Here is a 25,531-nt window from a genome sequence, read left to right on the forward strand (position 1 = left end):
GGACGCGGCGGAACAGGACCGGCTGGCGGCCCTTTTCGCCACCACCGATGTCGGCGACGAGTGCCGGGCTGGTCGGCCCGGCCGCCCGCCAGGCGAGGACCAGACGGCCGCGCAGGGCGGGCGGATCGATCGTCAGCGTCCGCAGCTCCTCGCCGCGCGCCGCGGCGAACGCGCCGGGCAGGATCGCCGCGCCCAGCCCCCGCGCGGCCAGCTGTGCGAGCACTTCGGGGTTGCTGGCCTCGAAGGCGATGTCGGGCGTGAAGCCGGCTGCCGCGCACGCCTCGTCGAGCCGGGCGCGCAGCCCCGTGCCGCGCGGCAGGCTGATCAGCGGGCGGCCGCGCAGGGTGTCGAGTGAGATGACCGGGTGGACGGCGAGTTCATGGGAAGGAGCGACCGCCGCGACGACCGGCTGGTCGTCCACCACCTCGATCTCGACGCCGGCCGGGGTCCCGCTGCCCACGCTGACGATCGCCGCGTCCAGCCGGCCCGTCCGCAGACCGTCGAGGAGCTGGTCGGAGTTGGCCTCGGACAGGGTGATCTCGACCGCCGGGTGCGCGTCGTGGAACTCCGCCAGCAGGTCCGGGAGTTCGACGCTGTGCGAGGTCACCGTCCCCACGGCGACGTGCCCGCGGAGCAGCCCGGTCAGCTCGTCCACGGTGAGCCGGACGCCGTCGACCGCGGCGAGCGCCGCGCGCGCGTACGGGAGGACGGCCGCGCCCACCTCGGTCAGCCGTACCGAACGGCCCGAGCGGTCCAGCAGCTCCTGGCCGAGCTCCCGCTCCAGCCGGCGGACCTGCGCGCTGACCCCGGGCTGGGCCACGTGCAGCCGCTCCGCGGCGCGGGTGAAGTTCCGCTCCTCGGCCACGGCGACGAAGTACTGCAACTGGTGAAGCTCCATGGGCAGCGATTCTAGCGACCCAGAAGCATTGCTTCTCGTTCGGATAATTACCATCTCTTGGACTTCTGGCCGGCGCGGGCCGAGAGTGAAGACACAGGGAACAGCCAGTCGGAAAAGAGGGATCCCATGACCGAGACCCGCGAACGCGCCGCCACCCCCGAGGACCTGGCCCGGCTCTTCGTGGCACGGGCCAACGCCCGCGACGCCGAGGGACTGGCCGAGCTGTACGCACCCGACGCCGTGCTCGCCTACCCGCCGGGGTCCGTCACGGTCGGCCGCGACGCGATCCGTGCCGTGTGCGAGCGGCTGGTGGCGCACGCGCCCCTGCCGTTCGTCGAAGAGGAGCCGCTGCCGACGGTCCGGTACGGCGACCTCGCCCTGACCTCGACCAAGCCCGCCGACGGCACGGGCGGCCGGGTGCAGGTCGCGCGCCGGCAGCCGGACGGGAGCTGGCTGCGCGTCATGGACCGCCCCGAGGCCCCCGCGACTCCGGGGACGGCGGCCGGACGATGACCGTAGTGATCGCCGGCGCGGGCATCGGCGGGCTGACCGCCGCGCTGAGCCTGCACGCCGCGGGCATCGATGCCGTCGTGGTGGAGAGCGCCCGCCGGATCAGGCCGCTCGGCGTCGGGATCAACCTGCTCCCGCACGCCGTGCGCGAACTGACCGAACTCGGCCTGGGTGAAGAGCTCGCCGCCCTCGGCGTCGCCACCACCGAGAACGTCTACTACGACCGGTCCGGCCGGCGGCTCTTCGCCGAGCCGCGCGGCCGGGCACAGGGCTACCACTGGCCGCAGTACTCCCTCCACCGCGGCGAACTGCAGCTCATGCTCCTCGCGGCGGTCCGTGCGCGACTGGGCGCCGGCGCGGTCCGCACCGGAACGCGGCTGGTGGACTTCGAGGAGCGGCCGGGCACGGTCCGGACCCGGCTGCTCGACCGGGCGACCGGAGAGACGCAGACGTACGATGCCGCGGCGCTCGTGGGCGCCGACGGCCTGCACTCGGTGGTCCGGGCGCGGCTGCATCCGGCGGGTGGCCCGCTGCAGTGGTCGGGCATCCGCATGTGGCGGGGCGTGACCGTGGCCGCACCCTTCCTCACCGGCGCCTCGGCGGTTCTCGTGCCGGGCGGGGACGCGGAACTGATCGCGTACCCGATCGGCCGTGGCCGCATCAACTGGGTCTGCCAGGTCAGGGTGGCCGAGCCGCAGCCGCTCACCGAGGAGGCGGCCTGGAACAGCGCGGGCCGGCTCGCCGACGTCCTGCCGTACTACGCGGACTGGACGCTCGGCGTGCTGGACGTGCCCGCGCTGCTGGCGGGCAACGACCTGCTCCTGCAGTACCCCATGGTCGACCGCGACCCGCTGCCCGCCTGGGGCCGCGGCCGGGTCACTTTGCTCGGCGACGCCGCCCACCCGATGTACCCCGTCGGCGCCAACGGCGCGTCCCAGGCCGTCGTCGACGCCCGCGTGCTCGCCCACGAACTCGCGCGGTCCGCCGGCGTACCGGACGGGCTGGCCCGCTACGAGGACGCGCGGCGCGACGCGACCACGGCCGTCGTCCGGGCCAACCGGGAGATGCACCGGGCAGGCGGCCGGACCCCGCAGGACCTGGCCCGCATCACCGACACCTACCGGCAGGCCACGGGCAGCGACGTGCAGGAACTCAACTCCCGGGCGTCGCTGACGCTTCGGTGAGGGGGATGCCGCAGGGGGATAAGGTCGGCGGCATGGGAGAGGCTGTGATGACCGACCAGGAGTTCCTGGACCATGTCGCCGACCGGCTCGCGGGGCTGCCCGGGGTACAGGCCGTCACCCTCGGCGGGTCGCGCGCCCAGGGCACCCACACCGCCGACAGCGACTGGGACTTCGCCCTGTACTACCGCGGCGCCTTCGACCCGGCGGAGCTGCGCGCCGTCGGCTGGGACGGCGAGGTCTCCGGGCTCGGCGAATGGGGCGGCGGCGTCTTCAACGGCGGTGCTTGGCTGGTCATCGACGGCCGGCACGTCGACGTCCACTACCGCGACCTCGACGTCGTCGAGCACGAACTCGCCGAGGCCGGGGAGGGCCGCTTCCACTGGGAGCCGCTGATGTTCCACCTCGCGGGCATCCCCAGCTACCTCGTGGTCGCGGAGCTGGCCGTCAACCGGGTCCTGCGCGGCGAACTGCCGCGCCCCGCCTACCCGGAGCCGCTGCGCGCGGCGGCCCCACCGGTATGGCGCGGGCGGGCCGAGCTCACGCTCCGGTACGCCAAGGGCGCGTACGTGCCGCGCGGGCAGGCCACCGAGGTCGCCGGCGCGCTCGCCACCGCCGCCCTGCAGACCGCGCACGCGGTCCTCGCGGCACGTGGCGAGTGGACCACCAACGAGAAGCGGCTCCTGCAGCAGGCGGGGCTGCGCGGCATCGACACGGTACTCACCGGGCTGCGGCCGGATCCGAAGAGCCTCGCGGCGGCCGTCACCGAGGCGGAGGCGCTGTTCGCGGCGGCGTGCACGGCGTCAGGTGGCCGATGAGCCGGTCCACGAAGGCGCGCTGGGCTGTGACGAGCAGTTCCCCGGCCCGTTCCGGGCGGCACCACGCCACGCGGTCGATCTCGGGGAAGGCGCGCAGGACGCCGGAGCCCCTGGGCCACTCCATCTCGAAGGTCCCCGGCACGACCGCCGCCGGGTCGAGGTCCCCCTCGACGGCCCAGACGGTGACCGTCTTGCCGCCCGACTGACGGACGTCGCCCAGGGAGACGTACGGTCCCTCCGGAGGCGGCAGCCCCAACTCCTCCTCGAACTCCCGCCGGGCGGCCGCCTGCGGCTCCTCCGGCGGTACGTACTCGCCCTTCGGCACCGTCCACGCGCCGGCCTCGCGGCGGGCCCACAGCGGCCCGCCCATGTGCGCCAGCAGCAGCTCGACGCCGGTGCGCGTACGGCGGTACAGCAGCAGCCCGGCGCTCCGTTTCGCCGTCATGATTCCGCGTCGTCGTTCGTGTCGTGGGCCGCCAGGATGTCCTGCACCGTGTCGGCCTCCTCCGGCGACTTGTCCTCCCGGTACCGCACCACCCGGGCGAACCGCAGGGTGACGCCCGCAGGGTAGCGGGTGGATGTCTGGAGGCCGTCGTAGGCGATCTCCACGACGAGCTCCGGGCGTACGGTCACGACGTGCCCCCGCTCCTCCACGGCGAGTTCCCGCAGTCGCTCGGTCTGCCAGGCGAGGGTGGCGTCGGTCAGCCCCTTGAAGGTCTTGCCGAGCATGACGAACGAGCCGTCGGGCCCGCGGGCGCCGAGGTGGAGGTTGGACAGCTTGCCGGCGCGCCTGCCGTGCCCCCACTCCGCCGCCAGCACGACGAGGTCGAGGGTGTGCACCGGCTTCACCTTGAGCCAGGAGGCGCCGCGCCGCCCCGCGCTGTAGGGCGCGTCGAGCGCCTTGACCACGACGCCCTCGTGCCCGCGGCGCAGCGTCGCGGTCCAGAACTCCGCCACCGCCTCCTGCGCCGCCGGATCGGCCGGGTCCTGGACGGCGACCCGGCGGACCCGCATCGGCTCGGGCACGATCCGGGCCAGCTCCGTGTGGCGGTCGGCGAAGGGCAGGTCCATCAGGTCCCGGTCGTCCGCCGCCAGGATGTCGAAGAAGACCGGTGAGAGCGGCAGCGCGGCGTGCGCGGCGGCCACGTCGACGCGGGAGCCGAAGCGCCCGGCGGTGCGCTGGAAGGGCAGCGGGCGGCCGTCGGCGTCCAGCGCGATGACCTCGCCGTCGAGCACGAACCGGGTGGCCGGCAGGGCCCGCGCGGCCTCGACGACCTCGGGGAGCCGGTCGGTGACGTCGTCCAGGGTGCGGGTGTGGACGTGCACGTCGTCGCCGTCGCGGTGCACCTGTACGCGGATGCCGTCGAGCTTCTCCTCCACGGCGCAGGCGCCCAGCTTGCCGACCGCCTCGGCCGGCGACTTCGCGCTGTGCGCGAGCATCGGGCCGACGGGCCGGCCCACGGTGAGCCGGAACCCGGCCAGCGCGGTCGGGCCCTCGGCCAGCAGCGCCCTGGCCACTTCCTGCAGCCCGCCGAGCATCACGGCCCGGCGCACGTCCGCCGCGGGCGCCTCCGTCGCGGCGGCGAGCCCCTCGACGGCGAGCGCGTCCAGCGCCCCCTGGCGCACCTCGCCGGTCAGCAGGCCGGTCAGGAAGCGCTGTTCCGGCTCGGTGGCCGTGGCCAGCAGCTGCTGCACCAGCCGCCGACGCTCGGCCTGTGCGCCGGCCCCGGTGATCCGGGACAGCGCGGTGAGCCCCGTGTCGACGCCGCGTACGGTCAGTACGGCCCGGTCGGCCGGGGGAGCCGGGTCGCGCAGCGCGTTCCAGCCGATGCCGATCCGCCCCTGGGGCAGCCGTCCGGCCAGGTAGGGGATGACCACCGGCACGTCCTCGGGCGCGGCCTCGCGGAACAGCCCGGCCAGCAGCGCGACCTTCTTGGTGCGCGCGGAGGTCGCGGCGACTTCTTGGGACACGCGGGCAAGGTGGGCCAGCAGCATACGGCCATCGTGCCTCGCACGGCCCCACTACGCCTCCGCACGGGAGCCGGCCCCTCGTCACGATCGCCGCGATGCGATCCCGCCAAAAGTTGGCGCGCCCGGCGCCCTTCGTGACCTTTGGCCATTGCCATTCGTTGACATCCACTTGGTCAACCTTTTACCTTCGTTCCGTGCGGCAAAACGCGCACGTCAGCGCCGCGTGTGTCGCACGGCCGGCTCCATCCCCCACCTCTCGGAGGCTCGCATGGAACAGCTCATCAAGAAGATGGCCCAGGACGACGTCTGGCAGGGCTGGGTCGCCGCCAACTCGGCCCAGAAGGCGGACAAGGACGGCTGTATCAGTGCGTCCCCCAAGTCCGGCTGCATCAGCGCGACGAAGACCGGCTGCATCTCCTGACCCGTCGCCGCCCGGCATTCCAGGACCGGCCCACGAGCACTGTTGAGGTTTCCCTTGAAGGTTTCCCCGGACGGTCAGCTGAAGGTTTCCCCGGACGGTCAGCCGACGGCCGAGGTCATCGCGCGCGTCAAGGACATTCCGCTCTACCGTGACGCGCTGGCGCGTGGCCATTTCCCGGTACTGGAAAAGACCGAGATCGCGCGCGGCTTCCCGGACAACTGGATGACGCCCGCGCTCGCGACGGCGCTCGCATCCGGCGAGGCGGAATTCGTGCTCTCCACGGGCACCAACCATGCCCGGATGCAGCTCATCCGGCCTCCGTACTTCCTCCTCCGCTCCTATTACCGGCTGTGGAGCGAGCACCCGGACATCCGGGAGACCTGGGAAGCGGACTGCCGGCGTGTCTCGCTGACGACGGTGCTCGCGACGGAACACGTGGCCCGGGTGAATGCCAGGAAACGCGGCGAGGAGCCGCCGCCCGTGCCGCGCGTGGAGGACCGCCGGCTCGACGCCCGCACCTGCTACCTCAATCTCCGCCTCGACCCCGCACTCTGGGAGCGCGCCGACGTCGAGCGGATGCTCGCCGAAATCGAAGCGGCCCGGCAGGCGCATCCGCGCGGCTGGTACCACCTGGACTGTTCCGGCTACCACCTGGCGCATCTGCTGCACAAAATCCATACCTGGGGGCTGTGGGACGCGTTCTCGCCACCGGCGAGCATCATCCACGCCTACGAATACACACCGGTCAATGTGCGGCGGTATCTCCAGCAGCACTTCGCGTGCCCGATCATCGACCTGTTCGGCTCCACGGAACTGGGCTATCTCTTCTACAGCGACCGCCGCGGCCGCTACCACCCCTACCTCGACGACATGAGCGTCGAACTCGCGCCGGTGGCCGAGGGCAGCGGGCTCTTCCATCTCATCGTCACCAGCCTGCGCAACCCGCACATGCCGCTGGTCCGCTACCGCTCCGGGGACTGCGCCCGCACGCTGGACGGCACGCCGGACCCGGCGAAAATCACGCAATTCTGCGGCCGCGAAAAGGAATTGCTGGATTCCCCCGCGGGCCCGGTGTCGCAAGGAGATCTGGACGCGCTCGTCGGCTCCGTCTCGCCCCGCGTCTTCGTCCACCAGCTGCGGGTCCTCGGCCCCGCCGAGGCCGTGCTCGCGTACACCACGTTCGACGGCAAGCCCCTCGAATCCGACCGAGTGGCCACCTTGGGACGCGGCGTACGCGAACTGACCGGCCGGCGCTGCGTACTCGACCACCGGGACCACATTCCCATCGGAAAGTCGGGGAAGTACGCCTGGCTCGCCGCGGACGGAAAGTGAGAGGGACCATGACCACGAAGACGTTCGTGACGGAGGACGACCTCACGGCACTGCTCGGCCCCACGCTGTACGCGGAACTGGTCGGGCACTTCGCGGCCGGCACCGACGCCCCGCGCGCGTACACCGAACGCCAGGCACTGGAATGCCTGCGGTACCTTTACCTGATCTCCAAGTACCCGGAAGAACTCAGCGGGCTCTTCCTCCCCGTGGAGCAGGAGATCGACGAATTCTGGCACTACCTCATCCTGCAGACGCGCGAATACCGCACCCTGTGCGAGGAACGCCTGCCGGGGAAATTCTTCATCGAACACCGCAGCATCGGCTACGAGGAGTACCAGCAGGAGCCGGGGCGCGAGCAGGCGATCGAAGAGGCGCTGCGCTGGATTCCGCTGTACTGCCGGGAATTCGGCCCCTTCGACGAGGGCGCGCTGCCGCACTGGACCATCGTCCGCTTCCTGCACGAGCGGCTGGACATGCCGTTGCCGGACATCTCCGCGCTGGAACCGGCGCAGGGCAGGAATCCATGACCGAACGGACCGGGATCTCCCCGGCACACGGGCCGCCGGTACTCGCCGCGCCGCCCGCGGCCACTGCGGCGGCCACCGCGCAACGCCGCATACTGACCGTCCTGGTGCTCTCCCAGATCCTCAGCGGCGCGGGTCTGGCAGCGGGCATCACTGTCGGCGCGCTGCTCGCCGAGGAGATGCTCGGCTCGACGGGGTCGGCCGGCCTGCCCAGCGCCCTGTTCACCGGCGGGTCCGCCGTCGGGGCCGTCGCCGTCGGCCGGCTGTGCCAGCGCTGGGGCCGGCGCCCCGGCCTCGCGCTGGGCTATGGCACGGGCGCGCTCGGCAGCCTCGGCGTCGTCGTGGCCGCCGCCACCGCCGACCCGGTCCTGCTCTTCGTCTCGCTCACGGTCTACGGCGCGGGAACGGCCACCAATCTGATGGCCCGTTACGCCGGGGCCGACCTCGCGGCGCCCGAACGGCGCGGCCGGGCGGTGAGCACCGTACTGATGGCCACCACGCTCGGCGCGGTGGCGGGCCCGCTGCTGGTGACCGCCACGGGCGAGGCCGCGCACGCGTGGGGCATCCCGCGCCTGGCAGGCCCGTTCGCCCTGGCCACCGTCGCCTTCGCGGCGGCCGCCGTCCTCCTCGGCACGCTGCTGCGCCCCGACCCGCTGCGGCTGGCACGCGCCTTGGCGGAGGCCGCCCCTGGGGCCGCCGGAGTCGAGACGGCAGGGCCCGACACCGCCCGTCCCGACCGGCGCGCCCTCCTCACTGGTACCACCGTCATGGTCCTCAGCCAGCTCGCGATGATCGCGATCATGACCATGACGCCGGTCCACATGCGGGCGCACGGCCACAGCACCGGAGCCGCCGGGCTGGTCATCGCCCTGCACGTCGCGGCGATGTTCCTGCCGTCCCCGCTGACGGGGCTCCTCGTCGACCGGGCAGGGCGGCTGCCGGTCGCGGCGGCGTCCGGCGTGACGCTGTGCGCGGCCGGCGCCGTGGCGGCCCTGGCGCCCGCCCACTCCGTACCGGCGCTCGCCGCCGCGCTCGTACTGCTCGGCCTCGGCTGGAACTTCGGCCTGATCAGCGGTACCGCGCTGGTCACCGACGCGCTGCCGGCGGCCACCCGCGCCCGTACGCAGGGCCTGCTGGACGTGGCCATCGCCGTCGCCGGGGCCACCGGCGGGCTGTCCTCCGGCGTGGTCGTCATGGCGGGCGGCTTCCCGCTGCTGGCCCTCGCCGGCGGGGCGCTGGCGCTGGCGATCGTGCCCGTACTGGCGCTGACCGCACGGCGCCGCCCCGCAGTGCCCGAGGGGAGCCCGTGACATGCCTCGGCCGCACCGCGCATGCGCGCGCTCGCCACCGGCCGCTTCGTACGTCCCCGAACCGCCTCCGCACGGCAACGACCCACCCGCGATCCGCTTCCGCCACGCCCTCAGTGGCACCCTCACCAACAGGAGAGACCTCCTCGTGGAGACCTTCATCCAGCAGGCCAGGGGCCTCAACGCCCGCATCGCCGACCGTCCTGACGAAAGGGAGAGCTTCGGCCGCCTCGCCGCCGGCCAGTCACCGCTCGCCCTGTTCATCACCTGCTCCGACTCCAGGGTCGTACCGTCTCTCATCACCGGCGCACGGCCCGGCGAGCTCTTCGAACTGCGGACGGCCGGCAACGCCGTCCCCGCCTACCAGGAAGGCATGACCGCCTGTGCGGAGGCCGCGACCATCGAGTACGCGATGCGCGTCCTGAAGGTCGCCGACATCGTGGTCTGCGGCCACTCGCACTGCGGCGCCGTCGGTGCCCGGGCACGCGCCGAGGACCTGACCGACGTGCCCGCCGTACGCGGCTGGCTCGCCGAGCAGTTCTCCGCCGAGCTGCCCCGGGACGACACCCCGGCGGTGGCCGGTGCCGTCCAGCGCCACGTGCGCGAACAGCTCGACCGGCTGCGCGGCTACCCCTGCGTCCGCGAACGCATGGACGCCGGTGAGGTGGCGCTGCACGGCTGGTTCTACGAGGTGCACACCGGCCTGGTCATGGCACACGACCAGGAGACCGACGCGTTCCTCCCGCTCTGACCGCTCGCCCGGTCTCTCGGCCGGGTCCTCCGGTCTTGCGGCCGGGCGGGCCCGGGGCCACAGCGTCCCGGGCCCGGCCGGCCCCACTCACGCTTCCTGCGGGGCCGCTTGGCGGCACATCGGACACCGGTCCGTGCCGTCCCACCCGTCCCACCCGAAGGCCGCGGGGGAGAGCGACCGGCCCTCGAGCTCCTCGCGTACCGCCACCCGGTACCCCCACACCGCGCCGATGTACGGGTGGTAAGCGTCGTGGAAGGCCGCTGACGACAGCGAAGCGCCGGCCGCGACGGCCCGCTGCAGGCTGCGGAGCTGCTCGAACATCGCCTGCCCGGCGCCGGCGACGGCCGTGCTCGCCTCGATGAACAGCCGCTCGCGCGCTTCGTAGACCCCGGCATCGCTCAGGGCCGCGCGGGTGGCCGCGTCCAGGCCGGGTCCGGCGGCCGGGTCCTCGGCGAGCTGCCGCAGCCGCGCGTGGCACTCGCCGGCAGCGCCGATGAACTCGATGTACACCGCCCGTCGGCGGTCCCCGGCACTGCGGTCGACCTCATGGCGATGGCGCAGGTGGTCGGCCAGCACAGTGCCGGCGATAGCGATGGAACCGCCGCTGACCGCCGCGGCGAGCGTCCCCCAGTCCACGTCTTCCCCCGTAGTGATCCCGACGTCGGAGTCAGAAGGTACGCGGATCTTCCTGCGGAGAAAAGGGAGAGGGACGTGTCGAGGGGCCCCGCGGTCGTGGCGGGGCCCGTAGGGGGTGGAGACAGGAGAGGTACGTCAGCCGTGGGTGTGGTCGGCGGATTCGCGGCTGCCGCTCTTGGCCAGACCCCGGCTGATCAGATAGCCGATGCTGAGCAGGGTGACGTACAGCCATGCCCGGTCGGCGGGGAAGGGGTCCAGGCGGGTGTCGCTGCCCACCACGGCGGAGGCGACGAGGACGGCCACCACGGCGGCCACGTAGACGAAGAACTCGGTGGTCTTGAAGGACGGTTTGGTCTCGGTGGGGGCGGGTCGCACGGCGGTATGGGTACTCCTCGGCATGCCGGATTCCGAGTACCCGGGGGACGAAGCGGCGGTCATGGTGCGCCTGCTTTCTCACGTGGGTCATCCGGCGGTCGCCGGCTGCGGCGCACGCGTACCCGGGCGCGGAGCACGGGAACGTCGCGCGCCCGCCACCCGCCGGCACCCGGAGGCTGTCGGCCAGTAGCCCGCCCGCCAGGAGACGCCCACTGTGAACAAACGGACCGACGCGAGCCGCCGACGGGACCAGAGATACGGATGCCCGCGCGTCTGACCCCACCCTGCACTCCGACTTTGGCCGGAACGGACCGGCCGTCACACGGAGTCAATGGGGCCCTTGTTCGCGGTGAGGCGGAGTTCGCCGCGGAGTACCGCGCCCGCTACTTCGGTGATGTCGCGGCCTGTCGCGAACGCCTCCGCGCGCAGCCGGGACAGCGCGGCCGGCAGTGGAATGCCGAGCTGGACGGCGATCATGCCGGTGGCCTGGTGCACCTCCGCGCGGTGGAGGTTCACCGTGCCGGCGGTCCTCGGCGGGGTGCGGGCCGCGTCTCCGGGGGCCGCCTGCGGCAGCCGCGTGCGCAGCAGGAAGTCGGTCAGCGCGTCACAGAGCGTCAGCGCGTGCTCGATGCTCTCCCCGCTCATCATTCCCGGCCGGCGGCGATGGCCGGTCAGGGCGCCCACCTTCATGGCCCCCAGCCGTAACGGAAAGGCGAAGACCGCCCGGACGCCCAGCTGTGTGACGGCGGGCAGGAAGCCCGCCCAGCGCGCCCCCGGCGCCGACGACACATCGGCCACCAGGCAGATCGCGCCGGCCCGCGCGGCTTCCAGGCTGGGGCCCTCGCCCAGCGTGAACTGCAGGTCCTCCAGCCGTGCGCTGACCTCCTCGCTGAACCAGATCAGCTCCGGTCCCTCGATGAGCAGCGAGGCGGCGAGCCCGTCCAGGCCCAGCGCGGTTGCCGCCTCCCCGGCCCACTGCGCCGCGAAGTCTCCTTCGTGGCCCTGCGCCAGAACGGCGACCAAGTCCTTGACGGTGCTCTCCACCATCTCGCAGCGCCCCCTCCGAGCCGTACCGTGCCGCTCCTGAGCCGGCATGTCCCACTCCGGTCCGATGGTTCGATGCACCGGCCACGTGGCGTCGTCAGCGTCCACCCCGCGCGGGCCCGGGCACAAGCACTGTGGTGCGTGGTTTTGACGCCCCCCGGCTCGCCTCCCCGGCTCGTCCCCCCCCGGCTCGCCTCCCGCTCGGGCCGCGCTCCCGGGCGCCGAGGGAGGCCCGCGCCCGAGGTTCACCCGTCCGGGTGCAGCGCGATCGTATTGTCACCGTGCGTCGGCCGCGACATTTCCGTCATGTATCCGCCTATGTGGGACACTCGTCTTGTATCACATGCCTGTAGTTCACAGCGTGGAGCCGACGAGCGGCCACCACCAGGGAATGTCCGTGGATCGTCCGTGGATGTCCGTGCGACAGGTGATCGGAGGAGCGATGTCCACGGGCACCGGACGGCTGGCCGTCACCGTTCTCACGCAGTGCGACGCATGTGCCGTGCTGCGCGTCCGCGGCGAGCTCGACCATGCCTCGGAGGAGGCGTTTCTCTCCTCCACCGGCGTCGTCCTCGCCGACGGGTACCGCTATCTCGTCCTGGACGTGGCCGCGCTCACGTTCTGCGACTCCCGTGGCCTGAACTGCCTGCTCGCCCTCCACTGGCTCCTGCGCCGCCGGGAGGGCGCGCTGCTGCTCGCGTGCGCCGGCCGCCGCCTCTCCGACCTGCTGCGCCACACCGGCAGCGACCAGCTCTTCCCGCTCCACACCACCGTCAGCCAGGCCGTCGCCTCGCTCCCCGCCGAGCACCGCCCCACCTGGCCGCCGCTGCCCACGCGGTAGCCCCTCCGGCCGCCGCGGACCCTGTGACGTGGCTCACCCGTCCTCCGGAAAACACTCGCCGCGTCCGCCCCGTATCCCCCGTCGTCGCGCGCACCAGCACGACACGACAGGACACGGCAGACACGGACGGAGTACGTCGATGGGCGAGACGACGGGCGAGATGACGGGCGAGATGACGGTCGCGACGATGGGCGAGCAGGGGAGCCGGCGGACGGGCGGGCGCCGGGGAATCGCGCGGGCCGGGCTCGGCCTGGCGGTGGGCGTCGGGGCGGCGCTGCTGCTGGCGGCGTGCGGGGGCGGCGGGGAAGCGGGGAGCGACGCGGCGAAGAAGGGCTCGTCGGCCAAGCCCTCGGCGAGCGCGCCATCCGCCGAGGGGAAGGCCGGTGGGAAGCAGGACGCCCGGCTGTCCGCCCGGACCACCGGGCTGGGCAAGGTGCTGACCGACGGCCGCGGCTACACCCTGTACACCTTCGACAAGGACACCGCGAAGTCCTCGGCCTGCACCGGGAAGTGCGCCGCGCTCTGGCCGCCGGTGACCGGGACCCCGAAGGCCGGCGCCGGCCTCCCCGAGGACCCGGGCACGCTGGAGCGCCCGGACGGCACCACCCAGGCCACGTACGACGGCCACGCGCTGTACCGCTTCGCCAAGGACACCGCGCCCGGCAAGACCACCGGCGAGGGGGTCAAGGGCGTATGGCACGCCGTGGTGATCGACCCGTCCGCTGACGGTGCGTCATGACGGACGCCCCCATGCCACCCGCTGAGCCGCCCCGCCCGCGGCTCAGCCGGCGAAGCGCGCTGCTCGGGCTCGCCGCGATCGGCGGCGTCGGCACGGCGGGCGTCGGCGGGTTCGCCTACGCAGGCGGCTGGTATCCGGCCGAGCGGCTGACCCCGGCCAAGTTCGCCGACCGCTTCGAGGAGGTGTACGGGAAGCATGCCGGATTCCGGCGCAACCACGCGAAGGGCGTGAGCGTCTCCGGGTACTTCACCGCCAATGGGGCGGGCGCCGAGGTGTCCAGGGCCAGTGTGTTCGCATCCGGCCGTACCCCCGTGACCGGCCGGTTCTCGCTCTCGGGCGGGCTGCCGGACGCCCCCGACGCCACGCCCACCGTGCGCGGGCTCGCGCTGCTCTTCCACCTGCCGGACGGCGAGCAGTGGCGGACCGCGATGATCAACCTCCCGGTCTTCCTGGACCGCACCCCGGAGGGGTTCTTCGCGCGGATGCTCGCGGCCAAGCCGCTGCCGGGAACGGGCAAGCCGGACCCGGAGAAGATGGCCGCCTTCCTCGCCGGGCACCCCGAAACGGCCAGGGCGATGGCCGTCGTCAAGAAACACCCGCCCACGTCCGGCTTCGACGACAGCACCTACAACGGCCTGAACGCCTTCCGCTGCACCAATGATGCGGGCGACACCGTCCCCGTGCGCTGGTCGCTGAAGCCGGTGCAGCCGGTCCGGCCGGGCGGTACCACCGCCCCGCCGGGCCGCGACCACCTCTTCGACGCGCTGATCGCCAAGGTCGCGCAGCAGCCCCTGCGTTGGCGCCTGGTGCTGACGGTCGGCAGGGCCGGTGACCCGACGGACGACGCCACCCGGCCGTGGCCCGCCGACCGGCGCACGATCGACGCCGGGACGCTGACGATCGACTCCGTACAGACCGAGGCGGCCGGCAACGCCCGGGACGTCAACTTCGATCCGCTGATCCTCCCGGACGGGATATCGGCCTCGGACGACCCGCTGCTCAGCGCCCGTTCGGCGGTCTACTCCCAGTCGTTCACCCGGAGATCGGGCGAGAAGAAGACCCCGAGCCCCGTCCACGTCGTGAAGGAGCAGTGATGAGCGGAACGGAGAAGTTCGGCGTTCTCGCCCGCCTGCTGCACTGGGGGATGGCGGTCATGGTCGTCGCCATGCTGTTCATCGGCGCCGCCATGGTGGCCTCCCCGACCGCCTACGACACGCTGCAGGACATTCACCGGCCGCTCGGGATGCTGATCCTCGTCTTCACCGCGCTGCGGTTCGTGAACCGGCTCCGGCACCGGCCGCCGGGCCTCCCGCCCACCATGGGCCGGTGGGAACGCGCGGCGGCGAAGGGCTCGGAGTACCTGCTCTACGCCCTGATGTTCGCGCTGCCGCTGATCGGCTGGGGCATGTTGTCGGCGGCCGGGTACCCCATCGTGCTGTACGGGCCGGTGCGCCTGCCGGGCCTTCTGCCGTCCGACCCGGCCCTGTACGCGGTACTGCGACAGGCGCACACGGTACTGGCGTACCTGCTCTTCGCGGCCTTCCTGGCGCACGCGTGCGCGGTGCTGTTCCACACCCTCGTCCTGCGTGACCGGCTGCTGGCCCGGATGGCATTCGGGCGCGCGGCGGTCAGGCGAGAGTGACCTCGACGGGGAGCTTCTTGATGCCGTTGACGAAGTTGGAGCGGACACGGGGGACTTCGCCGGTGACGCGGATGTCGGCGATCCGCGGGATCAGCTCCTCGAACATGATGCGCATCTCGGTGCGGGCGAGCAGGTTGCCCAGGCACAGGTGCGGGCTGCCCTTGCCGAAGGTGACGTGGTCGTTGTTCTCGCGGGCCACGTCGAAGTCGTAGGGGTTGCCGAAGACCTGCTCGTCGCGGTTGCCGGAGGCGTACCACATGACGACCTTGTCGCCTTCCTTGATGTGCTTGCCGCCGAGCTCGACGTCGCGGGTGGCGGTGCGGCGGAAGTGGTACACGGGCGAGGCCCAGCGCAGGAACTCCTCGACCGCCGTGGGGATGAGGGAGGGGTCCTTGCGCAGCCTGTCGAGCTGGTCGGGGTTGTTGATCAGCGCGAGCATGGCGTGGCTGATGGAGTGCCGGGTGGTCTCGTTGCCGGCGACGACGAGCAGCAGGAAGTAGTTGTCGAAGTCCTGGGCCGAGAGCGGTACGCCGTCGCGCGGGGTCTGGTTGACCAGCCGGGAGATCAGGTCGGTGCCGTCGCCGCCGCGCCGCTGCCGGGCCAGCTCGCGCCCGTACCTGAAGACCTCCAGGGAGGCGGGGGAGCGGAATGGCAGGTCGCGGTACTGCTCGCTCTCCTCGCTCTCCAGCAGCACGTCGGCGTAGTCGGGGTCGGTGTGGCCGATGATGCGGTTGCCCCAGTCGATGAGCTGCTGGTTGTCCTCCGGCGGCACGTCCAGCAGCCGGGCGAGGACGTTGATGGGGAAGTCGGCGGAGACCTCCCGTACGAAGTCGAAGCTCCCCTTGGCGAGCGCGGCGTCCAGCGTCTTCGCGGTCAGGCCGCGCAGGAAGTCCGCGTACTGGTTGATGACGCCGGCGCCGAACTGGCGCTGCAGCAGGCTGCGCATCGCGCGGTGGCGGACGCCGTCCAGCTCCAGCAGGGAGGCGCGCTTCTTGATCTGATCCTCGTCGACCTCCTCGAGGTTGACGAACTTGGTGGAGGTGAAGGTGTCCGCGTCCCGGTCGACGCGAGCGATGTCCGCGTGCCGGGTGACCGACCAGAAGCCGGAGTTGGGCGCCTCCTCCGGCTGCCAGTGGACCGGGTCCTGATGGCGCAGGGTGTGGAACATCCGCCACGGGGTGACGCCGTCGGTGAAGTTGTCCAGGTCGGCGAGGTTCACCTCGTCCAGGGGGAGCGGCTCGTGGACGTCGGGCTGGGTGCTGGTCATCGGTGGCTCCTTGCGGGTCTTGCGCGTACGGGTGGGCGCGGGCGTCACAGGTGGTACGCGTACTCGGTGAACTCCCAGTCCGTGACGTACTGCTGGAAGCGTGCGACCTCGTTGCGCTTGTAGGCGAGGAAGGCCGAGGCGAAGCCCTTGCCGAGGACCGCGGTGAGCGCGGTGTCGGCCTCGAAGGCGTCGAGCGCCGCGGGCAGTGTCATCGGCAGGGTGGCGGCCTTGGTGGTGTCGTAGCCGTAGCCCTCCAGGGGCGCGGGCGGTTCCTGGCCGGCCCGCACGCCGAGCAGCGCGGCCGCGAGGGCGCCCGCCAGCAGGAGGTACGGATTGGCGCCGGCGTCGGCGAGCCGCAGCTCGAAGCGGGTGCCGGCGCCGCGCTCGGGCGGGACGCGGACCATGGCGCTGCGGTTGTCCAGCCCCCAGTCGATCAGCCAGGGGGCGAGGGTGTCGGGCCCGAACCGCTTGTAGGAGTTGACCGTGGGGTTGAGCAGCGCGGTCAGCGCGGGGGCGTGGGCGAGGACGCCGGCGATCGCGTGGCGGGCGGTGGCCGAGAGTCCGTGGGGCGCCGCGGGGTCGTCGAAGGTGTTGTGCCCTTCGCCGTCCAGACAGGAGACGTGGACGTGGAAGCCCGAACCGCCCTCGTCGCTGAAGGGCTTGGCCATGAAGGTGGCCAGCCGGCCTTCGACGCGGGCGAGTTCCTTGACGGCGGCTTTGAAGCGGAAGGCCCGGTCGGCGGCGTCGAGCGCGGGGGAGTGGGTCAGGTTGATCTCGAACTGGCCCGGGCTGAACTCGTGGTTGCCCATGCTGGCGCCGATGCCGAGGTCGCGCAGCTGCCGCAGGGTACGGAGCAGATGGCCGTCCGGGTCGCCGCGGCGGCCCGCGGTGTAGACGTTGCCGGGGGCCTCGGCGTACCGCTTCCAGCCCGAGGGCGAGCCCGGGTCCGGATCGCACAGGAAGTACTCCAGCTCGGGGCCGACCACCGGGGCCAGCCCCTCCTCGGTGCACTGGGCGAGCACGTGGCGGAGCAGGTCGCGGGGGGATTCCGGGGCGGGTGAGCCGGTGGCGGGGTCGAGTACATCGCCGAGGCACCAGGCGACGCCCGGCTCCCAGGGCAGCGGGACCAGCGTGCTCAGGTCCGGGCGGACGGCGATGTCGGGCAGGCCGGCGTCCAGGCCGCCCGCGACCTCGACGACGTCGCCCTGCGGGCTGGTGTGGTAGACGGCCCGACAGAAGGCGAGGCCGTGGTCGCACGCCGAGGGCAGGTGATCCAGCAGGACGTCGCGGGCGCGGTCGGTGCCGATGAGATCGGGATAGGCGACCCGGACGACGTCGATGCCGTCGGCGGCCAGTGCGTCCATCTGCTGCCGGAGCTGGGTCTGCTGCTGGAGCTGGGCGGAATCGTGAGCGCTCACCTGTGTCTCCTCGGACGGGCTGAACGGTGGCGGAGGACGACCGGGGGCCGCGGGGTGGATGCGGTCCAGTGATCGTTTGACGCCAAACGGTAGGGAACGGCAGGGGCGCCCGCAAGAGGCCGGGCGAAAAAATTTATCCACGTGGATAGGTGTTGACCAGGGGTCGCCGTCTTCCTATCTTGTTTGAAGCCAAACGAGTTCCAAGCGACTTATGGGTTCCACCACCAGGAGGCCGGCCATGAAGGTCGTCGTCGACATGAACAAGTGCCAGGACCACGGCCAGTGCGTCTTCGCGGCGCCCGACGTCTTCCAGCTCGACGCGGACGGGCACCTCGGCTACGTCGGCGAGCCCGACGACGCGCTGCGCGAGGACGTCGAGGAAGCCGCCGACGTCTGCCCGCTGCAGGCCATCCGGATCGAGGACTGACCGATGGCCGCCCGCATCGTGGTCGCCGGCGCCGCCATGGCCGGTCTGCGCGCCGCTGAGCAGCTGCGCGCCGCCGGCTGGACCGGCGCGATCACCCTGGCCGGCGACGAGCCGCACATGCCGTACAACCGCCCGCCGCTCTCCAAGGAAGTCCTCGCGGGCAAGGCCCCCTTCGAGTCCCTCGCCTTCCGGCCCCGCGCGAGCGTCGCCGACGTGGAATGGCGCCTCGGTACCAGTGTGACCGCCGCCCGGCTCGCCGAGCGGACCGTGGAGCTGGCGGACGGCGAGCGACTGGCCTTCGACGGCCTGGTGATCGCCACCGGTATGCGGCCCCGGCGGCTGCGCTGCCCCGGCCCGGCCGCCGGCCGCCACACCGTCCGTACGCTCGCCGACGCCCAGGGCCTGCGCGCCGCGCTGACCCGCCCCGGCGCCCGGGTCGTCGTGGTCGGCGCCGGCTTCATCGGCTGCGAGGTCGCCGCCACCGCCGTCGGCCTCGGCGCCGCCGAGGTCACCGTCGTCGACCCCGAGCCGCTGCCGATGCTGCGCCCGCTCGGCGAACTGCCCGCCCGCCTGCTGCACCGCCGGCACGAGGAACGCGGCGTACGCTTCGCCCTCGGTACGGGCGTCACCGCCTTCGAGGGCGGGGACCGCGTCACTGGCGTCGTGCTCGACGACGGCCAGGTGCTGCCTGCCGACGTCGTGGTCGAGGCGGTCGGCTCGGTGGCCAACACCGAGTGGCTGGCCGGCAACGGCCTGGACCTGACCGACGGCGTGCTCACCGACGCACTGCTGCGGGCCGGCGGCCTGCCGTACGCGGTCGCCGTCGGGGACGTCGCCCGCTTCCCCAACGCCCGCTACGACGGCGTCCCGCGCCGCGTCGAGCACTGGTCGATCCCCGGCGACACCGCCAAGCGCGCCGCCAAAACCCTCGCGGCCGACCTGGCCGGCGCCGAGCCCGACCCCACCCCCTTCGCGCCGCTCCCCACCTTCTGGAGCGACCAGCACGACTTCCGGCTGCAGTCTTTCGGCGCCCCGTCCCTCGGCCTCACCGACGTACGCGTCCTGGACGGGGACCCGGACGGCGATCCGGACGGTGACGTGGTCGTCGGCTACCACGCCGACGGCCGACTGGTCGGCGTCCTCGCCCTCGGCGGCCCGGCCGCCGCCTCCGGAGCCGCCCGCTACCGCGCCGAGCTGCTCCAGCAGCCGGCCCCCAGTACCCAGCACGCCTGAAGGAGTCCGACCACCATGGCCAGCGTCCGCGGTTACTTCCACCCCAAGACGGCGACCGGTTCCTCGTCGCTCATCCCCTCGCCCCCCTGGCACTACTCCGGCGACCTCCTCACCGTCGAGTACCGCACCGACCCCGCACGCGTCCGCGAACTGCTGCCCGAACCGCTCGGACTCGCCGAGGAGGACCCCGGCGCCGTCGCCCTCATCTGGGCCGACTGGCAGTCCTGCGCGGGCTCGGGGGAGGAACTGCTCGACCCCGTGCGTGCCCAGTACAAGGAAGTCTTCGCGGTCGTCCGCTGCTCCTACAAGGGCCGTACGTACTCCCGCTGCGTGTACATCTGGGTCGACAAGGACTTCGCCATCGCCCGCGGCCTGCACCAGGGCTATCCGAAGAAGCTCGGCTCGATCCACCAGACCCGCCCGCACCCCTACGGTCCGGCGCCGCGCATCGAGGCGGGCGCCCGCTTCGGCGCCACGCTCGCGGCCGCCGACCGGCGCCTCGCGCAGGCCGTCGTGACGCTGCGCGCGGAATCGGAGAACAACGGCTTCGTCAACGGCCACCCGATGGCCCACCACCGCTGGCTGCCCTCCATCGAGCCGGGCAAGGGCCTCGCCCTGGACGAGCTGGTCGAGAGCGGTGCCGCGTCCTTCGAGGCCGGTCCCGCCTGGCGCGGCGACGCCGAACTGGAGCTGTTCGAGGCGCCCACCGAGGAGCTGGCCCGCCTCGAGATCCGCGAGCCGATCGCCGCGTACTACCGCCAGGTCGGCGTCGTCTGGAACGGCGGCACCCTCCTGGAGTCCGGCACCTCCGCCGCCGAGTGACCGACACCTTCTCACCTCTGGGAGACCGGACATGACCGCACACCGCACCACCGTCGCCGGCGTCGCCGTCGACACCCGGCACTGGATCGGCGGCGCGCGCGTCGCCTCCGCCGCCACCTTCACCGACGTCTCGCCCCTCGACGGCGCGGCCCTGGGCGAGATCGCCCGCGGCACCGCGACGGAGGCCGAAGTGGCCGTCGCCGCAGCGAAGGAGGCGTTCCCCGGCTGGGCCGCCACCCCGCGCGCCGAACGCGCCCGCATCCTGCACGCCATCGCCGACGGCGTCGAGAAGCGCATCGAAGAGCTCGCGATCGTCGAGACCAGCGACAACGGTGCGCTGCTGCGCTCGCACCGGCGCGGTGTGATGCCCCGCGTGGCACACAACTTCCGCTTCTTCGCGGACTGGCTGCTGAAGCTGGAGCACGAGGACTTCACGACGTACACGAGCGGCTCCGCCGCGGGCAGGGGCCACACCAACCACGTCTCCTGGGACCCGGCGGGCCCCTGCGTACTGATCACGCCGTGGAACGCGCCGCTGATGCTCGCGACCTGGAAGATCGCCCCGGCGCTCGCCGCGGGCAACACCGTGATCCTCAAGCCCGCCGAGTGGACCCCGCTCACCGCCTCGCTCCTCGCCGACATCGCGCACGAGGCGGGCCTGCCCGCCGGCGTTTTCAACGTCGTCCAGGGGTACGGCACCGAGGCGGGCAGCGCCCTGGTCGCCCACCCCGACGTGCGCCGCATCAGCTTCACCGGTTCGGTACCCACCGCGAAGGCCATCGCCGCCGCGGCCGCCGCGCACCTCGTGCCGACCAGCTTCGAGCTCGGCGGCAAGTCCCCGCTGCTGGTCTTCGCCGACGCCGACCTGGACCTCGCCGTCGACCTGGCGGTGGAGCAGTACGACAACGCAGGGCAGGTCTGCCTCGCGGCGACTCGCCTCCTCGTCGAGTCCTCGGTCGCCGAGGAGTTCACCCGCCGGTTCGTCGAGAAGGCGTCGCAGCTGACGCAGGGCGACCCCCGCGATGAGGCCACCGACATCGGGCCCAACATCCACCCCCGCCAGCTGGAGAAGATCGACGGCTTCGTGCGGCGGGCGCTCGCGGCCGGCGCTCGCGCGGTCATCGGGGGACACCGCAAGGAGGGCCAGTACTACGCGCCGACCCTCCTCACCGACGTCGCGCAGGACTCCGAGATCGTCCAGGAGGAGGTCTTCGGCCCGGTCCTCACCCTGCAGACCTTCGAGACCGAGGAGGAAGCGGTCCGGCTCGCCAACGACACCCGCTTCGGCCTCGCCGCCACCGTTGCCACCGGCGACCCCGAGCGTGCCGAGCGCGTCACCGGAGCGCTGGTCGCCGGCACCGTCTGGGTCAACTGCTTCTTCGTCCGCGACCTCCAGGCCCCCTTCGGCGGCTCCCGCGAGTCCGGCGTCGGCCGCGAAGGCGGCACCTGGAGCTTCGACTTCTACTGCGACCTCAAGAACACCGTCACCGCACCATTGGGGTCTCCCCTGCTCGAGCGGAGCCGAGAGCTTGGGGAAGGCTGGCGCGACCATGGGTGAAATCGTCGGCGCCGGGCTGCTCGCCCACGTCCCCACCATCGTGCTGCCGGAGGAGACCCGGCGGGAGCTGAACGAGGGCAAGGAGATCACCCTCGTCACCGGCCTGCGACAGCTCCGTAAGGACGTCTTCGAGACCACCGACTACGACACCGTCGTCGTCCTGGACTCGCACTGGGCCACCACCGTCGAATTCGTCGTCACCGCCCAGCAGCGCCGGGCCGGCCTCTTCACTTCCGAAGAGCTGCCGCGCGGCATGTGCCGGATGCCGTACGACTTCCCCGGGGACCCCGAACTGGCCGCCAACATCGCCCAGTTCGCCGACAAGCACGGCACCTGGATCACCCCGATCGACGACGACTACCTGCCGATCTACTACGCCACGATCAACCTCTGGAAGCACCTCGGCGAGGGCCTGCCCGACAAGAAGTGGATCTCCATCGGGGTCTGCCAGACCGGCGACATGGAGGACCACCTGCGCCTCGGCCGCGCCTTGGCCGACGGCATCGCCGCCACCGAGGGCCGCAAGGTCCTGGTGATCGCCTCCGGCGCCCTCTCGCACACCTTCTGGCCGCTGCGGCAGCTGCGCGACCACGAGGCCAGCGACCCCGTCCACATCTTCACGCCCGAGGCGCGCGCGGCGGACGAGCAGCGCATCGCCTGGTTCAAGGACGGCCGCCACGACGAAGTGCTGCGCACCATGCCGGACTTCTGGACGTACAAGCCCGAGGCGAAGTTCTTCCACTACCTGATGCTGGCCGGCGCGCTGGGCGAGGCGGGCTGCACCGCCCGCGGGCGCCAGTACGGGGAGTATGAGAACTCCGTCGGCACCGGCCAGGTCCACCTGTGGTTCGACCGTCCCGAGAACGGCTGGACCGCGCCCCGCCCCCGCCCCTCCAAGGAGACCACCCATGCCTGAGTACCGCCGCATCCTCCTCGACGGCGCCGTCGTCGAGACCGTCCGCGAGGGCAAGGAACTGGTGGCCGGCGACGGCCGCCGCGTCAAGATCGACGATGCCCGGCACCTGCCGCCCGTCGTCCCCTCCAAGATCGTCGCGGTGCACCTGAACCACCGCAGCCGGGTGGCGGAGTTCCAGATCAAGCTGACGCCGACCCCCACGTACTTCCACAAGCCGACCTCAGCGCTCAACTCCCACCAGGGCGCCATCGTCCGCCCCGAGGGCTGCAAGTGGCTGAACTACGAGGGCGAGGTCGCCATCGTCATCGGGAAGACCGCGCGCAACATCTCCCAGGCGGAGGCGGGGGAGTACATCGCGGGGTACACCGTCGCCAACGACTACGGCCTGCACGACTTCCGCGACACCGACGCCGGCTCCATGCTCCGCGTCAAGGGCTCCGACACCCTCTGCCCGCTCGGCCCCGGCCTCGTCACCGACTGGGACTTCCGCGGCAAGTACCTGCGGACGTACGTCAACGGCGAGCTCGTCCAGGACGGCTCGACCGACGAGATGGAGTGGGACATGCACTACCTCGTCGCCGACATCGCCCGCACCATCACCCTGTACCCCGGCGACGTGCTGCTCTCCGGCACGCCCGCCAACTCCCGCCCCGTACAGCCCGGCGACGTCGTGGAGGTCGAGGCCGAAGGGCTGGGCCGGCTCACCAACCACATCGTGACCGGCCCGACCGCGATCCGCGGCGACGTCGGCGCCCAGCCCACCGAGTCCGAGGAGGTCCGCTCCACCGCGCTCGGCGGCGACTGGGAGTTCCGCGGCATCCGCCCGCCGAAGCGCGGATGATGACCGGCTCGGCGGGCCCTCCGGTGGCTGTGACCTGGGGATAGGCTGGCCGGCATGACGGAAGCAGCCAAGGAGGGCAGCGGCCGCCGCGGCCACCGGGAGGTGGGGTACGGCGAGGGCCGGGACGCCCTGCTCAACGCGGCGGTCCGGGTCGTGGCGCGGGGCGGCCTGCGCAAGCTGACCTACCGTGCGGTCGCCGAGGAGGCCGGCGTCACCCACGGCCTCGTCGTGCACCACTTCGGTTCCCGCGACGCGCTGATCGAGGAGGCGCTGGGGTACGTCGTGCGGCAGAGCCTGAGCAGCAGCCTGCTGGAGCCGGGAACGGGCAGGCCCGAGGACTTCGCGGCCGGCGTCTCCGCCATGGTCGAGACCGGCCCCGATCTGCAGGCGTTCCAGTACGAGCTGCTGCTCGAAGCGCGCCGCCGCCCGGACCTGCTGCCCCAGGTGCGCGGCCTGTACGACGCGTACTTCGAGGCCTCCGCGCGCGAGCTGTCCCGGATGCTGCCGCACGAGCCCAGCCCCGCCCTCGCGCGCCTGGTCTTCGCGGCGCTGGACGGGCTCGTCCTGCACCAGCTGACCCTCGGCGACGCGGCGAACACCGCGGCAGCCCTCGACGAGCTGCGGTCCCTGCTGGGCCGGCTGGCCACCGCCGAGGAGCCGGCCGGTCGCGACCCTGCTTGATCACCACCACTTACTTGTTCACCACCACCTACTTGTTCACCACCACCTATGCACGCACTACCTAGCGAATTACGGATTGTTTCGGCCGGCCGGCGGACCGAGGGTGTGACCACTCGCCACACCCCCCTCGTGAAAGGTCCGCCGTTCCATGAAGCGTTCCCACCTCGCCGCCCTGCTGCTGGCGGTGCCCGCGGCGCTCGTCCCGGCCGCCGGCACCGCGCTCGCCTCCGGACAGGACGCGTCCCCCCGGCTCGTGACCGTCGAGCAGGCCCCCGACAGCAAGGCCATCAACGGCAGTTACATCGTCACCCTCAAGCCGGGCACGACGGCCAAGGGCCTGGCGAAGAGAGAGGACATCACCACCCGCCACGTCTACAAGGGCGTCCTCAACGGCTTCTCCGCCAAGCTCTCCGCCGACCAGCTCGCGGAGCTGCGCGGCGACCCGTCGGTCAAGGCCATCGAGGAGGACCAGAAGGTCACCGCCGCCGCCACCCAGTCCAACGCCACCTGGGGCCTGGACCGCATAGACCAGCGCAACCGCCCGCTGAGCGGCACCTACACCTACAACCGCAACGGCTCCGGTGTCACCGCGTACATCATCGACACCGGCATCGACACCAGCCACCCGGACTTCGGCGGCCGCGCCCGCAACGTGTACGACGCCCTCGGCGGCAACGGCCAGGACTGTCACGGGCACGGCACGCACGTGGCCGGCACGGTGGGCAGCAACACGTACGGCGTGGCCAAGGGCGTGGCGCTGCGCGGCGTCCGGGTCCTGGGCTGCGACGGGAGCGGCGCGTACTCGGGCATCATCGCCGGTTTCGACTGGGTGCGTAACAACGCCACGAAGCCCGCCGTGGCCAACGCCTCGATCGGCGGCGGTTACTCCTCCGCCGTGAACGACGCGGCCGCGGCCCTGAACAACTCCGGCGTCTTCCTGTCCGTCGCCGCCGGCAACGACAACGCCGACGCCTGCAACACCTCGCCCGCGAGCGCGCCGGGTGTCCTCAGCGTCGCCGCCTCGGACAGCTCCGACCGCAAGGCGTCGTTCAGTAACTACGGCAGCTGCACGGACCTGTTCGCGCCCGGCGTCTCCATCACGTCCACCCGCCTCGGCGGCGGCACCACCCAGATGAGCGGCACGTCCATGGCCTCCCCGCACGCGACCGGCGTCGCGGCCCTGTACAAGTCGAACAAGGGCGACGCCGCCTCCTCCACCATCAACGACTGGCTGACCAGCAACGCCACGACCAACGTCATCAGCAACCCGAGCGGCACCCCGAACCGCCTGCTCTTCAAGTCCGACCTCTGATCCACCTGCTGACGACACAACGACACGTCGATCCGACGGCGCCGGCGTCTCGTGGAGACGCCGGCG

General features: G+C 72.4%; 28 protein-coding genes. 20 read left to right on the forward strand and 8 right to left on the reverse strand.

Features of this window, described 5'->3' with window-relative positions; genetic code table 11:
• A partial coding sequence (locus ACZ4MH_RS13465; RefSeq protein WP_467754501.1) for a LysR family transcriptional regulator occupies positions 1-898 on the reverse strand: 898 nt, incomplete at its 3' end.
• Positions 899-1,024: 126 nt separating this feature from the next.
• On the opposite strand from ACZ4MH_RS13465, the gene ACZ4MH_RS13470 reads away from it, so the two are divergent.
• From ACZ4MH_RS13470 to ACZ4MH_RS13480, 3 genes are read left to right on the forward strand one after another with little or no spacing between them, the layout of a single operon-like run.
• The gene (locus ACZ4MH_RS13470; protein WP_351590257.1) at positions 1,025-1,411 is read left to right on the forward strand and encodes a YybH family protein; all 387 of its coding nucleotides are present in this window, start codon (positions 1,025-1,027) and stop codon (positions 1,409-1,411) included.
• The gene (locus ACZ4MH_RS13475) at positions 1,408-2,592 is read left to right on the forward strand and encodes a flavin-dependent oxidoreductase (RefSeq protein WP_351590260.1); all 1,185 of its coding nucleotides are present in this window, start codon (positions 1,408-1,410) and stop codon (positions 2,590-2,592) included. The genes ACZ4MH_RS13470 and ACZ4MH_RS13475 overlap by 4 nt, the downstream gene beginning before the upstream one ends.
• 32 nt (positions 2,593-2,624) lie before the next feature.
• The gene (locus ACZ4MH_RS13480; protein ID WP_351590263.1) at positions 2,625-3,407 is read left to right on the forward strand and encodes a nucleotidyltransferase domain-containing protein; all 783 of its coding nucleotides are present in this window, start codon (positions 2,625-2,627) and stop codon (positions 3,405-3,407) included.
• Here ACZ4MH_RS13480 and ACZ4MH_RS13485 read toward each other — a convergent pair.
• Both ACZ4MH_RS13485 and ACZ4MH_RS13490 read right to left on the reverse strand, forming a co-directional pair.
• Positions 3,352-3,852: an NUDIX hydrolase gene (locus ACZ4MH_RS13485; RefSeq protein ID WP_351590265.1), complete on the reverse strand. Its 501-nt coding sequence runs from the start codon at positions 3,850-3,852 to the stop codon at positions 3,352-3,354. The genes ACZ4MH_RS13480 and ACZ4MH_RS13485 overlap by 56 nt on opposite strands.
• On the reverse strand, positions 3,849-5,402 hold the full coding sequence (locus ACZ4MH_RS13490; protein ID WP_351590268.1) for an ATP-dependent DNA ligase: 1,554 nt from the start codon (positions 5,400-5,402) through the stop codon (positions 3,849-3,851). The genes ACZ4MH_RS13485 and ACZ4MH_RS13490 overlap by 4 nt, the downstream gene beginning before the upstream one ends.
• A 244-nt stretch (positions 5,403-5,646) precedes the next feature.
• Between ACZ4MH_RS13490 and ACZ4MH_RS13495 the strand changes: the two genes are divergently transcribed.
• The 5 genes from ACZ4MH_RS13495 to ACZ4MH_RS13515 all read left to right on the forward strand — a co-directional run bounded on the left by ACZ4MH_RS13495 (position 5,647) and on the right by ACZ4MH_RS13515 (position 9,713).
• Positions 5,647-5,799 (forward strand): hypothetical protein, encoded by a 153-nt coding sequence (locus tag ACZ4MH_RS13495; RefSeq protein WP_181138642.1) that lies wholly within the window; start codon positions 5,647-5,649, stop codon positions 5,797-5,799.
• A 54-nt stretch (positions 5,800-5,853) separates the two neighbouring features.
• Positions 5,854-7,131, forward strand: coding sequence for a phenylacetate--CoA ligase family protein (locus ACZ4MH_RS13500; protein WP_351590272.1), 1,278 nt, complete (start codon positions 5,854-5,856; stop codon positions 7,129-7,131).
• Between the two features lie 8 nt (positions 7,132-7,139).
• On the forward strand, positions 7,140-7,658 hold the full coding sequence (locus tag ACZ4MH_RS13505; RefSeq protein WP_351590275.1) for a glycine-rich domain-containing protein: 519 nt from the start codon (positions 7,140-7,142) through the stop codon (positions 7,656-7,658).
• Positions 7,655-8,965 (forward strand): MFS transporter, encoded by a 1,311-nt coding sequence (locus tag ACZ4MH_RS13510; protein ID WP_351590278.1) that lies wholly within the window; start codon positions 7,655-7,657, stop codon positions 8,963-8,965. The genes ACZ4MH_RS13505 and ACZ4MH_RS13510 overlap by 4 nt, the downstream gene beginning before the upstream one ends.
• 145 nt (positions 8,966-9,110) lie before the next feature.
• Positions 9,111-9,713, forward strand: coding sequence for a carbonic anhydrase (locus tag ACZ4MH_RS13515; RefSeq protein WP_351590429.1), 603 nt, complete (start codon positions 9,111-9,113; stop codon positions 9,711-9,713).
• A gap of 87 nt (positions 9,714-9,800) precedes the next feature.
• Here the strand turns inward: ACZ4MH_RS13515 and ACZ4MH_RS13520 are convergent, their stop codons facing one another.
• The 3 genes from ACZ4MH_RS13520 to ACZ4MH_RS13530 all read right to left on the reverse strand — a co-directional run bounded on the left by ACZ4MH_RS13520 (position 9,801) and on the right by ACZ4MH_RS13530 (position 11,771).
• Positions 9,801-10,349: a CchlQ gene (locus tag ACZ4MH_RS13520; RefSeq protein WP_351590281.1), complete on the reverse strand. Its 549-nt coding sequence runs from the start codon at positions 10,347-10,349 to the stop codon at positions 9,801-9,803.
• A gap of 135 nt (positions 10,350-10,484) precedes the next feature.
• The gene (locus ACZ4MH_RS13525) at positions 10,485-10,724 is read right to left on the reverse strand and encodes a hypothetical protein (RefSeq protein ID WP_351590284.1); all 240 of its coding nucleotides are present in this window, start codon (positions 10,722-10,724) and stop codon (positions 10,485-10,487) included.
• A gap of 318 nt (positions 10,725-11,042) precedes the next feature.
• The gene (locus tag ACZ4MH_RS13530; protein ID WP_351590286.1) at positions 11,043-11,771 is read right to left on the reverse strand and encodes an ANTAR domain-containing protein; all 729 of its coding nucleotides are present in this window, start codon (positions 11,769-11,771) and stop codon (positions 11,043-11,045) included.
• A gap of 409 nt (positions 11,772-12,180) precedes the next feature.
• Between ACZ4MH_RS13530 and ACZ4MH_RS13535 the strand changes: the two genes are divergently transcribed.
• From ACZ4MH_RS13535 to ACZ4MH_RS13550, 4 genes are all read left to right on the forward strand, one after another.
• On the forward strand, positions 12,181-12,609 hold the full coding sequence (locus tag ACZ4MH_RS13535) for an STAS domain-containing protein (protein ID WP_467754502.1): 429 nt from the start codon (positions 12,181-12,183) through the stop codon (positions 12,607-12,609).
• A gap of 139 nt (positions 12,610-12,748) precedes the next feature.
• A complete protein-coding gene (locus tag ACZ4MH_RS13540; protein WP_351590292.1) occupies positions 12,749-13,348 on the forward strand; it encodes a COG4315 family predicted lipoprotein in 600 nt (199 codons plus the stop codon).
• Positions 13,349-13,359: 11 nt separating this feature from the next.
• A complete protein-coding gene (locus tag ACZ4MH_RS13545; protein WP_351590295.1) occupies positions 13,360-14,442 on the forward strand; it encodes a catalase family peroxidase in 1,083 nt (360 codons plus the stop codon).
• The gene (locus ACZ4MH_RS13550; RefSeq protein WP_351590298.1) at positions 14,442-14,990 is read left to right on the forward strand and encodes a cytochrome b; all 549 of its coding nucleotides are present in this window, start codon (positions 14,442-14,444) and stop codon (positions 14,988-14,990) included. Before ACZ4MH_RS13545 ends, ACZ4MH_RS13550 begins: the two co-directional genes overlap by 1 nt.
• On the opposite strand, the gene ACZ4MH_RS13555 is transcribed toward ACZ4MH_RS13550, so the two are convergent.
• Positions 14,977-16,257 (reverse strand): cytochrome P450, encoded by a 1,281-nt coding sequence (locus ACZ4MH_RS13555; RefSeq protein WP_351590301.1) that lies wholly within the window; start codon positions 16,255-16,257, stop codon positions 14,977-14,979. The genes ACZ4MH_RS13550 and ACZ4MH_RS13555 overlap by 14 nt on opposite strands.
• Before the next feature lie 44 nt (positions 16,258-16,301).
• Positions 16,302-17,621, reverse strand: a complete 1,320-nt coding sequence (locus tag ACZ4MH_RS13560) for a glutamine synthetase family protein (RefSeq protein WP_351590432.1) — start codon at positions 17,619-17,621, stop codon at positions 16,302-16,304.
• Between the two features lie 292 nt (positions 17,622-17,913).
• Between ACZ4MH_RS13560 and ACZ4MH_RS13565 the strand changes: the two genes are divergently transcribed.
• From ACZ4MH_RS13565 to ACZ4MH_RS13600, 8 genes are all read left to right on the forward strand, one after another.
• Positions 17,914-18,102: a ferredoxin gene (locus ACZ4MH_RS13565; protein ID WP_351590303.1), complete on the forward strand. Its 189-nt coding sequence runs from the start codon at positions 17,914-17,916 to the stop codon at positions 18,100-18,102.
• A gap of 3 nt (positions 18,103-18,105) precedes the next feature.
• Positions 18,106-19,335: an NAD(P)/FAD-dependent oxidoreductase gene (locus ACZ4MH_RS13570; protein WP_351590306.1), complete on the forward strand. Its 1,230-nt coding sequence runs from the start codon at positions 18,106-18,108 to the stop codon at positions 19,333-19,335.
• Between the two features lie 15 nt (positions 19,336-19,350).
• Positions 19,351-20,157: an acetoacetate decarboxylase family protein gene (locus tag ACZ4MH_RS13575; protein ID WP_351590308.1), complete on the forward strand. Its 807-nt coding sequence runs from the start codon at positions 19,351-19,353 to the stop codon at positions 20,155-20,157.
• A 31-nt stretch (positions 20,158-20,188) separates the two neighbouring features.
• A complete protein-coding gene (locus tag ACZ4MH_RS13580; RefSeq protein ID WP_351590310.1) occupies positions 20,189-21,715 on the forward strand; it encodes an aldehyde dehydrogenase in 1,527 nt (508 codons plus the stop codon).
• Positions 21,708-22,631, forward strand: coding sequence for a 3,4-dihydroxyphenylacetate 2,3-dioxygenase (locus tag ACZ4MH_RS13585; protein ID WP_351590313.1), 924 nt, complete (start codon positions 21,708-21,710; stop codon positions 22,629-22,631). Before ACZ4MH_RS13580 ends, ACZ4MH_RS13585 begins: the two co-directional genes overlap by 8 nt.
• Positions 22,624-23,472, forward strand: a complete 849-nt coding sequence (locus tag ACZ4MH_RS13590; RefSeq protein ID WP_351590315.1) for a fumarylacetoacetate hydrolase family protein — start codon at positions 22,624-22,626, stop codon at positions 23,470-23,472. The genes ACZ4MH_RS13585 and ACZ4MH_RS13590 overlap by 8 nt, the downstream gene beginning before the upstream one ends.
• A 54-nt stretch (positions 23,473-23,526) precedes the next feature.
• A complete protein-coding gene (locus ACZ4MH_RS13595; RefSeq protein ID WP_351590317.1) occupies positions 23,527-24,153 on the forward strand; it encodes a TetR/AcrR family transcriptional regulator in 627 nt (208 codons plus the stop codon).
• A 148-nt stretch (positions 24,154-24,301) separates the two neighbouring features.
• On the forward strand, positions 24,302-25,465 hold the full coding sequence (locus tag ACZ4MH_RS13600; protein ID WP_351590319.1) for a S8 family peptidase: 1,164 nt from the start codon (positions 24,302-24,304) through the stop codon (positions 25,463-25,465).
• Positions 25,466-25,531 lie beyond the last annotated feature (66 nt).

Source organism: Streptomyces sp. NPDC026301 (genome assembly GCF_055567935.1).

What these genes read in the sequence shown, in the direction of transcription:
- ACZ4MH_RS13470 (WP_351590257.1), top strand. Translation starts at nt 1,025, where the DNA reads ATGACCGAGACCCGCGAACGCGCCGCCACCCCCGAGGACCTGGCCCGG.
- ACZ4MH_RS13475 (WP_351590260.1), top strand. Translation starts at nt 1,408, where the DNA reads ATGACCGTAGTGATCGCCGGCGCGGGCATCGGCGGGCTGACCGCCGCG.
- ACZ4MH_RS13480 (WP_351590263.1), top strand. Translation starts at nt 2,625, where the DNA reads ATGGGAGAGGCTGTGATGACCGACCAGGAGTTCCTGGACCATGTCGCC.
- ACZ4MH_RS13485 (WP_351590265.1), bottom strand. Translation starts at nt 3,852, where the DNA reads ATGACGGCGAAACGGAGCGCCGGGCTGCTGCTGTACCGCCGTACGCGC.
- ACZ4MH_RS13490 (WP_351590268.1), bottom strand. Translation starts at nt 5,402, where the DNA reads ATGCTGCTGGCCCACCTTGCCCGCGTGTCCCAAGAAGTCGCCGCGACC.
- ACZ4MH_RS13495 (WP_181138642.1), top strand. Translation starts at nt 5,647, where the DNA reads ATGGAACAGCTCATCAAGAAGATGGCCCAGGACGACGTCTGGCAGGGC.
- ACZ4MH_RS13505 (WP_351590275.1), top strand. Translation starts at nt 7,140, where the DNA reads ATGACCACGAAGACGTTCGTGACGGAGGACGACCTCACGGCACTGCTC.
- ACZ4MH_RS13510 (WP_351590278.1), top strand. Translation starts at nt 7,655, where the DNA reads ATGACCGAACGGACCGGGATCTCCCCGGCACACGGGCCGCCGGTACTC.
- ACZ4MH_RS13530 (WP_351590286.1), bottom strand. Translation starts at nt 11,771, where the DNA reads ATGGTGGAGAGCACCGTCAAGGACTTGGTCGCCGTTCTGGCGCAGGGC.
- ACZ4MH_RS13535 (WP_467754502.1), top strand. Translation starts at nt 12,181, where the DNA reads ATGTCCGTGCGACAGGTGATCGGAGGAGCGATGTCCACGGGCACCGGA.
- ACZ4MH_RS13540 (WP_351590292.1), top strand. Translation starts at nt 12,749, where the DNA reads ATGGGCGAGACGACGGGCGAGATGACGGGCGAGATGACGGTCGCGACG.
- ACZ4MH_RS13545 (WP_351590295.1), top strand. Translation starts at nt 13,360, where the DNA reads ATGCCACCCGCTGAGCCGCCCCGCCCGCGGCTCAGCCGGCGAAGCGCG.
- ACZ4MH_RS13550 (WP_351590298.1), top strand. Translation starts at nt 14,442, where the DNA reads ATGAGCGGAACGGAGAAGTTCGGCGTTCTCGCCCGCCTGCTGCACTGG.
- ACZ4MH_RS13555 (WP_351590301.1), bottom strand. Translation starts at nt 16,257, where the DNA reads ATGACCAGCACCCAGCCCGACGTCCACGAGCCGCTCCCCCTGGACGAG.
- ACZ4MH_RS13560 (WP_351590432.1), bottom strand. Translation starts at nt 17,621, where the DNA reads ATGGACGCACTGGCCGCCGACGGCATCGACGTCGTCCGGGTCGCCTAT.
- ACZ4MH_RS13565 (WP_351590303.1), top strand. Translation starts at nt 17,914, where the DNA reads ATGAAGGTCGTCGTCGACATGAACAAGTGCCAGGACCACGGCCAGTGC.
- ACZ4MH_RS13570 (WP_351590306.1), top strand. Translation starts at nt 18,106, where the DNA reads ATGGCCGCCCGCATCGTGGTCGCCGGCGCCGCCATGGCCGGTCTGCGC.
- ACZ4MH_RS13575 (WP_351590308.1), top strand. Translation starts at nt 19,351, where the DNA reads ATGGCCAGCGTCCGCGGTTACTTCCACCCCAAGACGGCGACCGGTTCC.
- ACZ4MH_RS13580 (WP_351590310.1), top strand. Translation starts at nt 20,189, where the DNA reads ATGACCGCACACCGCACCACCGTCGCCGGCGTCGCCGTCGACACCCGG.
- ACZ4MH_RS13585 (WP_351590313.1), top strand. Translation starts at nt 21,708, where the DNA reads ATGGGTGAAATCGTCGGCGCCGGGCTGCTCGCCCACGTCCCCACCATC.
- ACZ4MH_RS13590 (WP_351590315.1), top strand. Translation starts at nt 22,624, where the DNA reads ATGCCTGAGTACCGCCGCATCCTCCTCGACGGCGCCGTCGTCGAGACC.
- ACZ4MH_RS13595 (WP_351590317.1), top strand. Translation starts at nt 23,527, where the DNA reads ATGACGGAAGCAGCCAAGGAGGGCAGCGGCCGCCGCGGCCACCGGGAG.
- ACZ4MH_RS13600 (WP_351590319.1), top strand. Translation starts at nt 24,302, where the DNA reads ATGAAGCGTTCCCACCTCGCCGCCCTGCTGCTGGCGGTGCCCGCGGCG.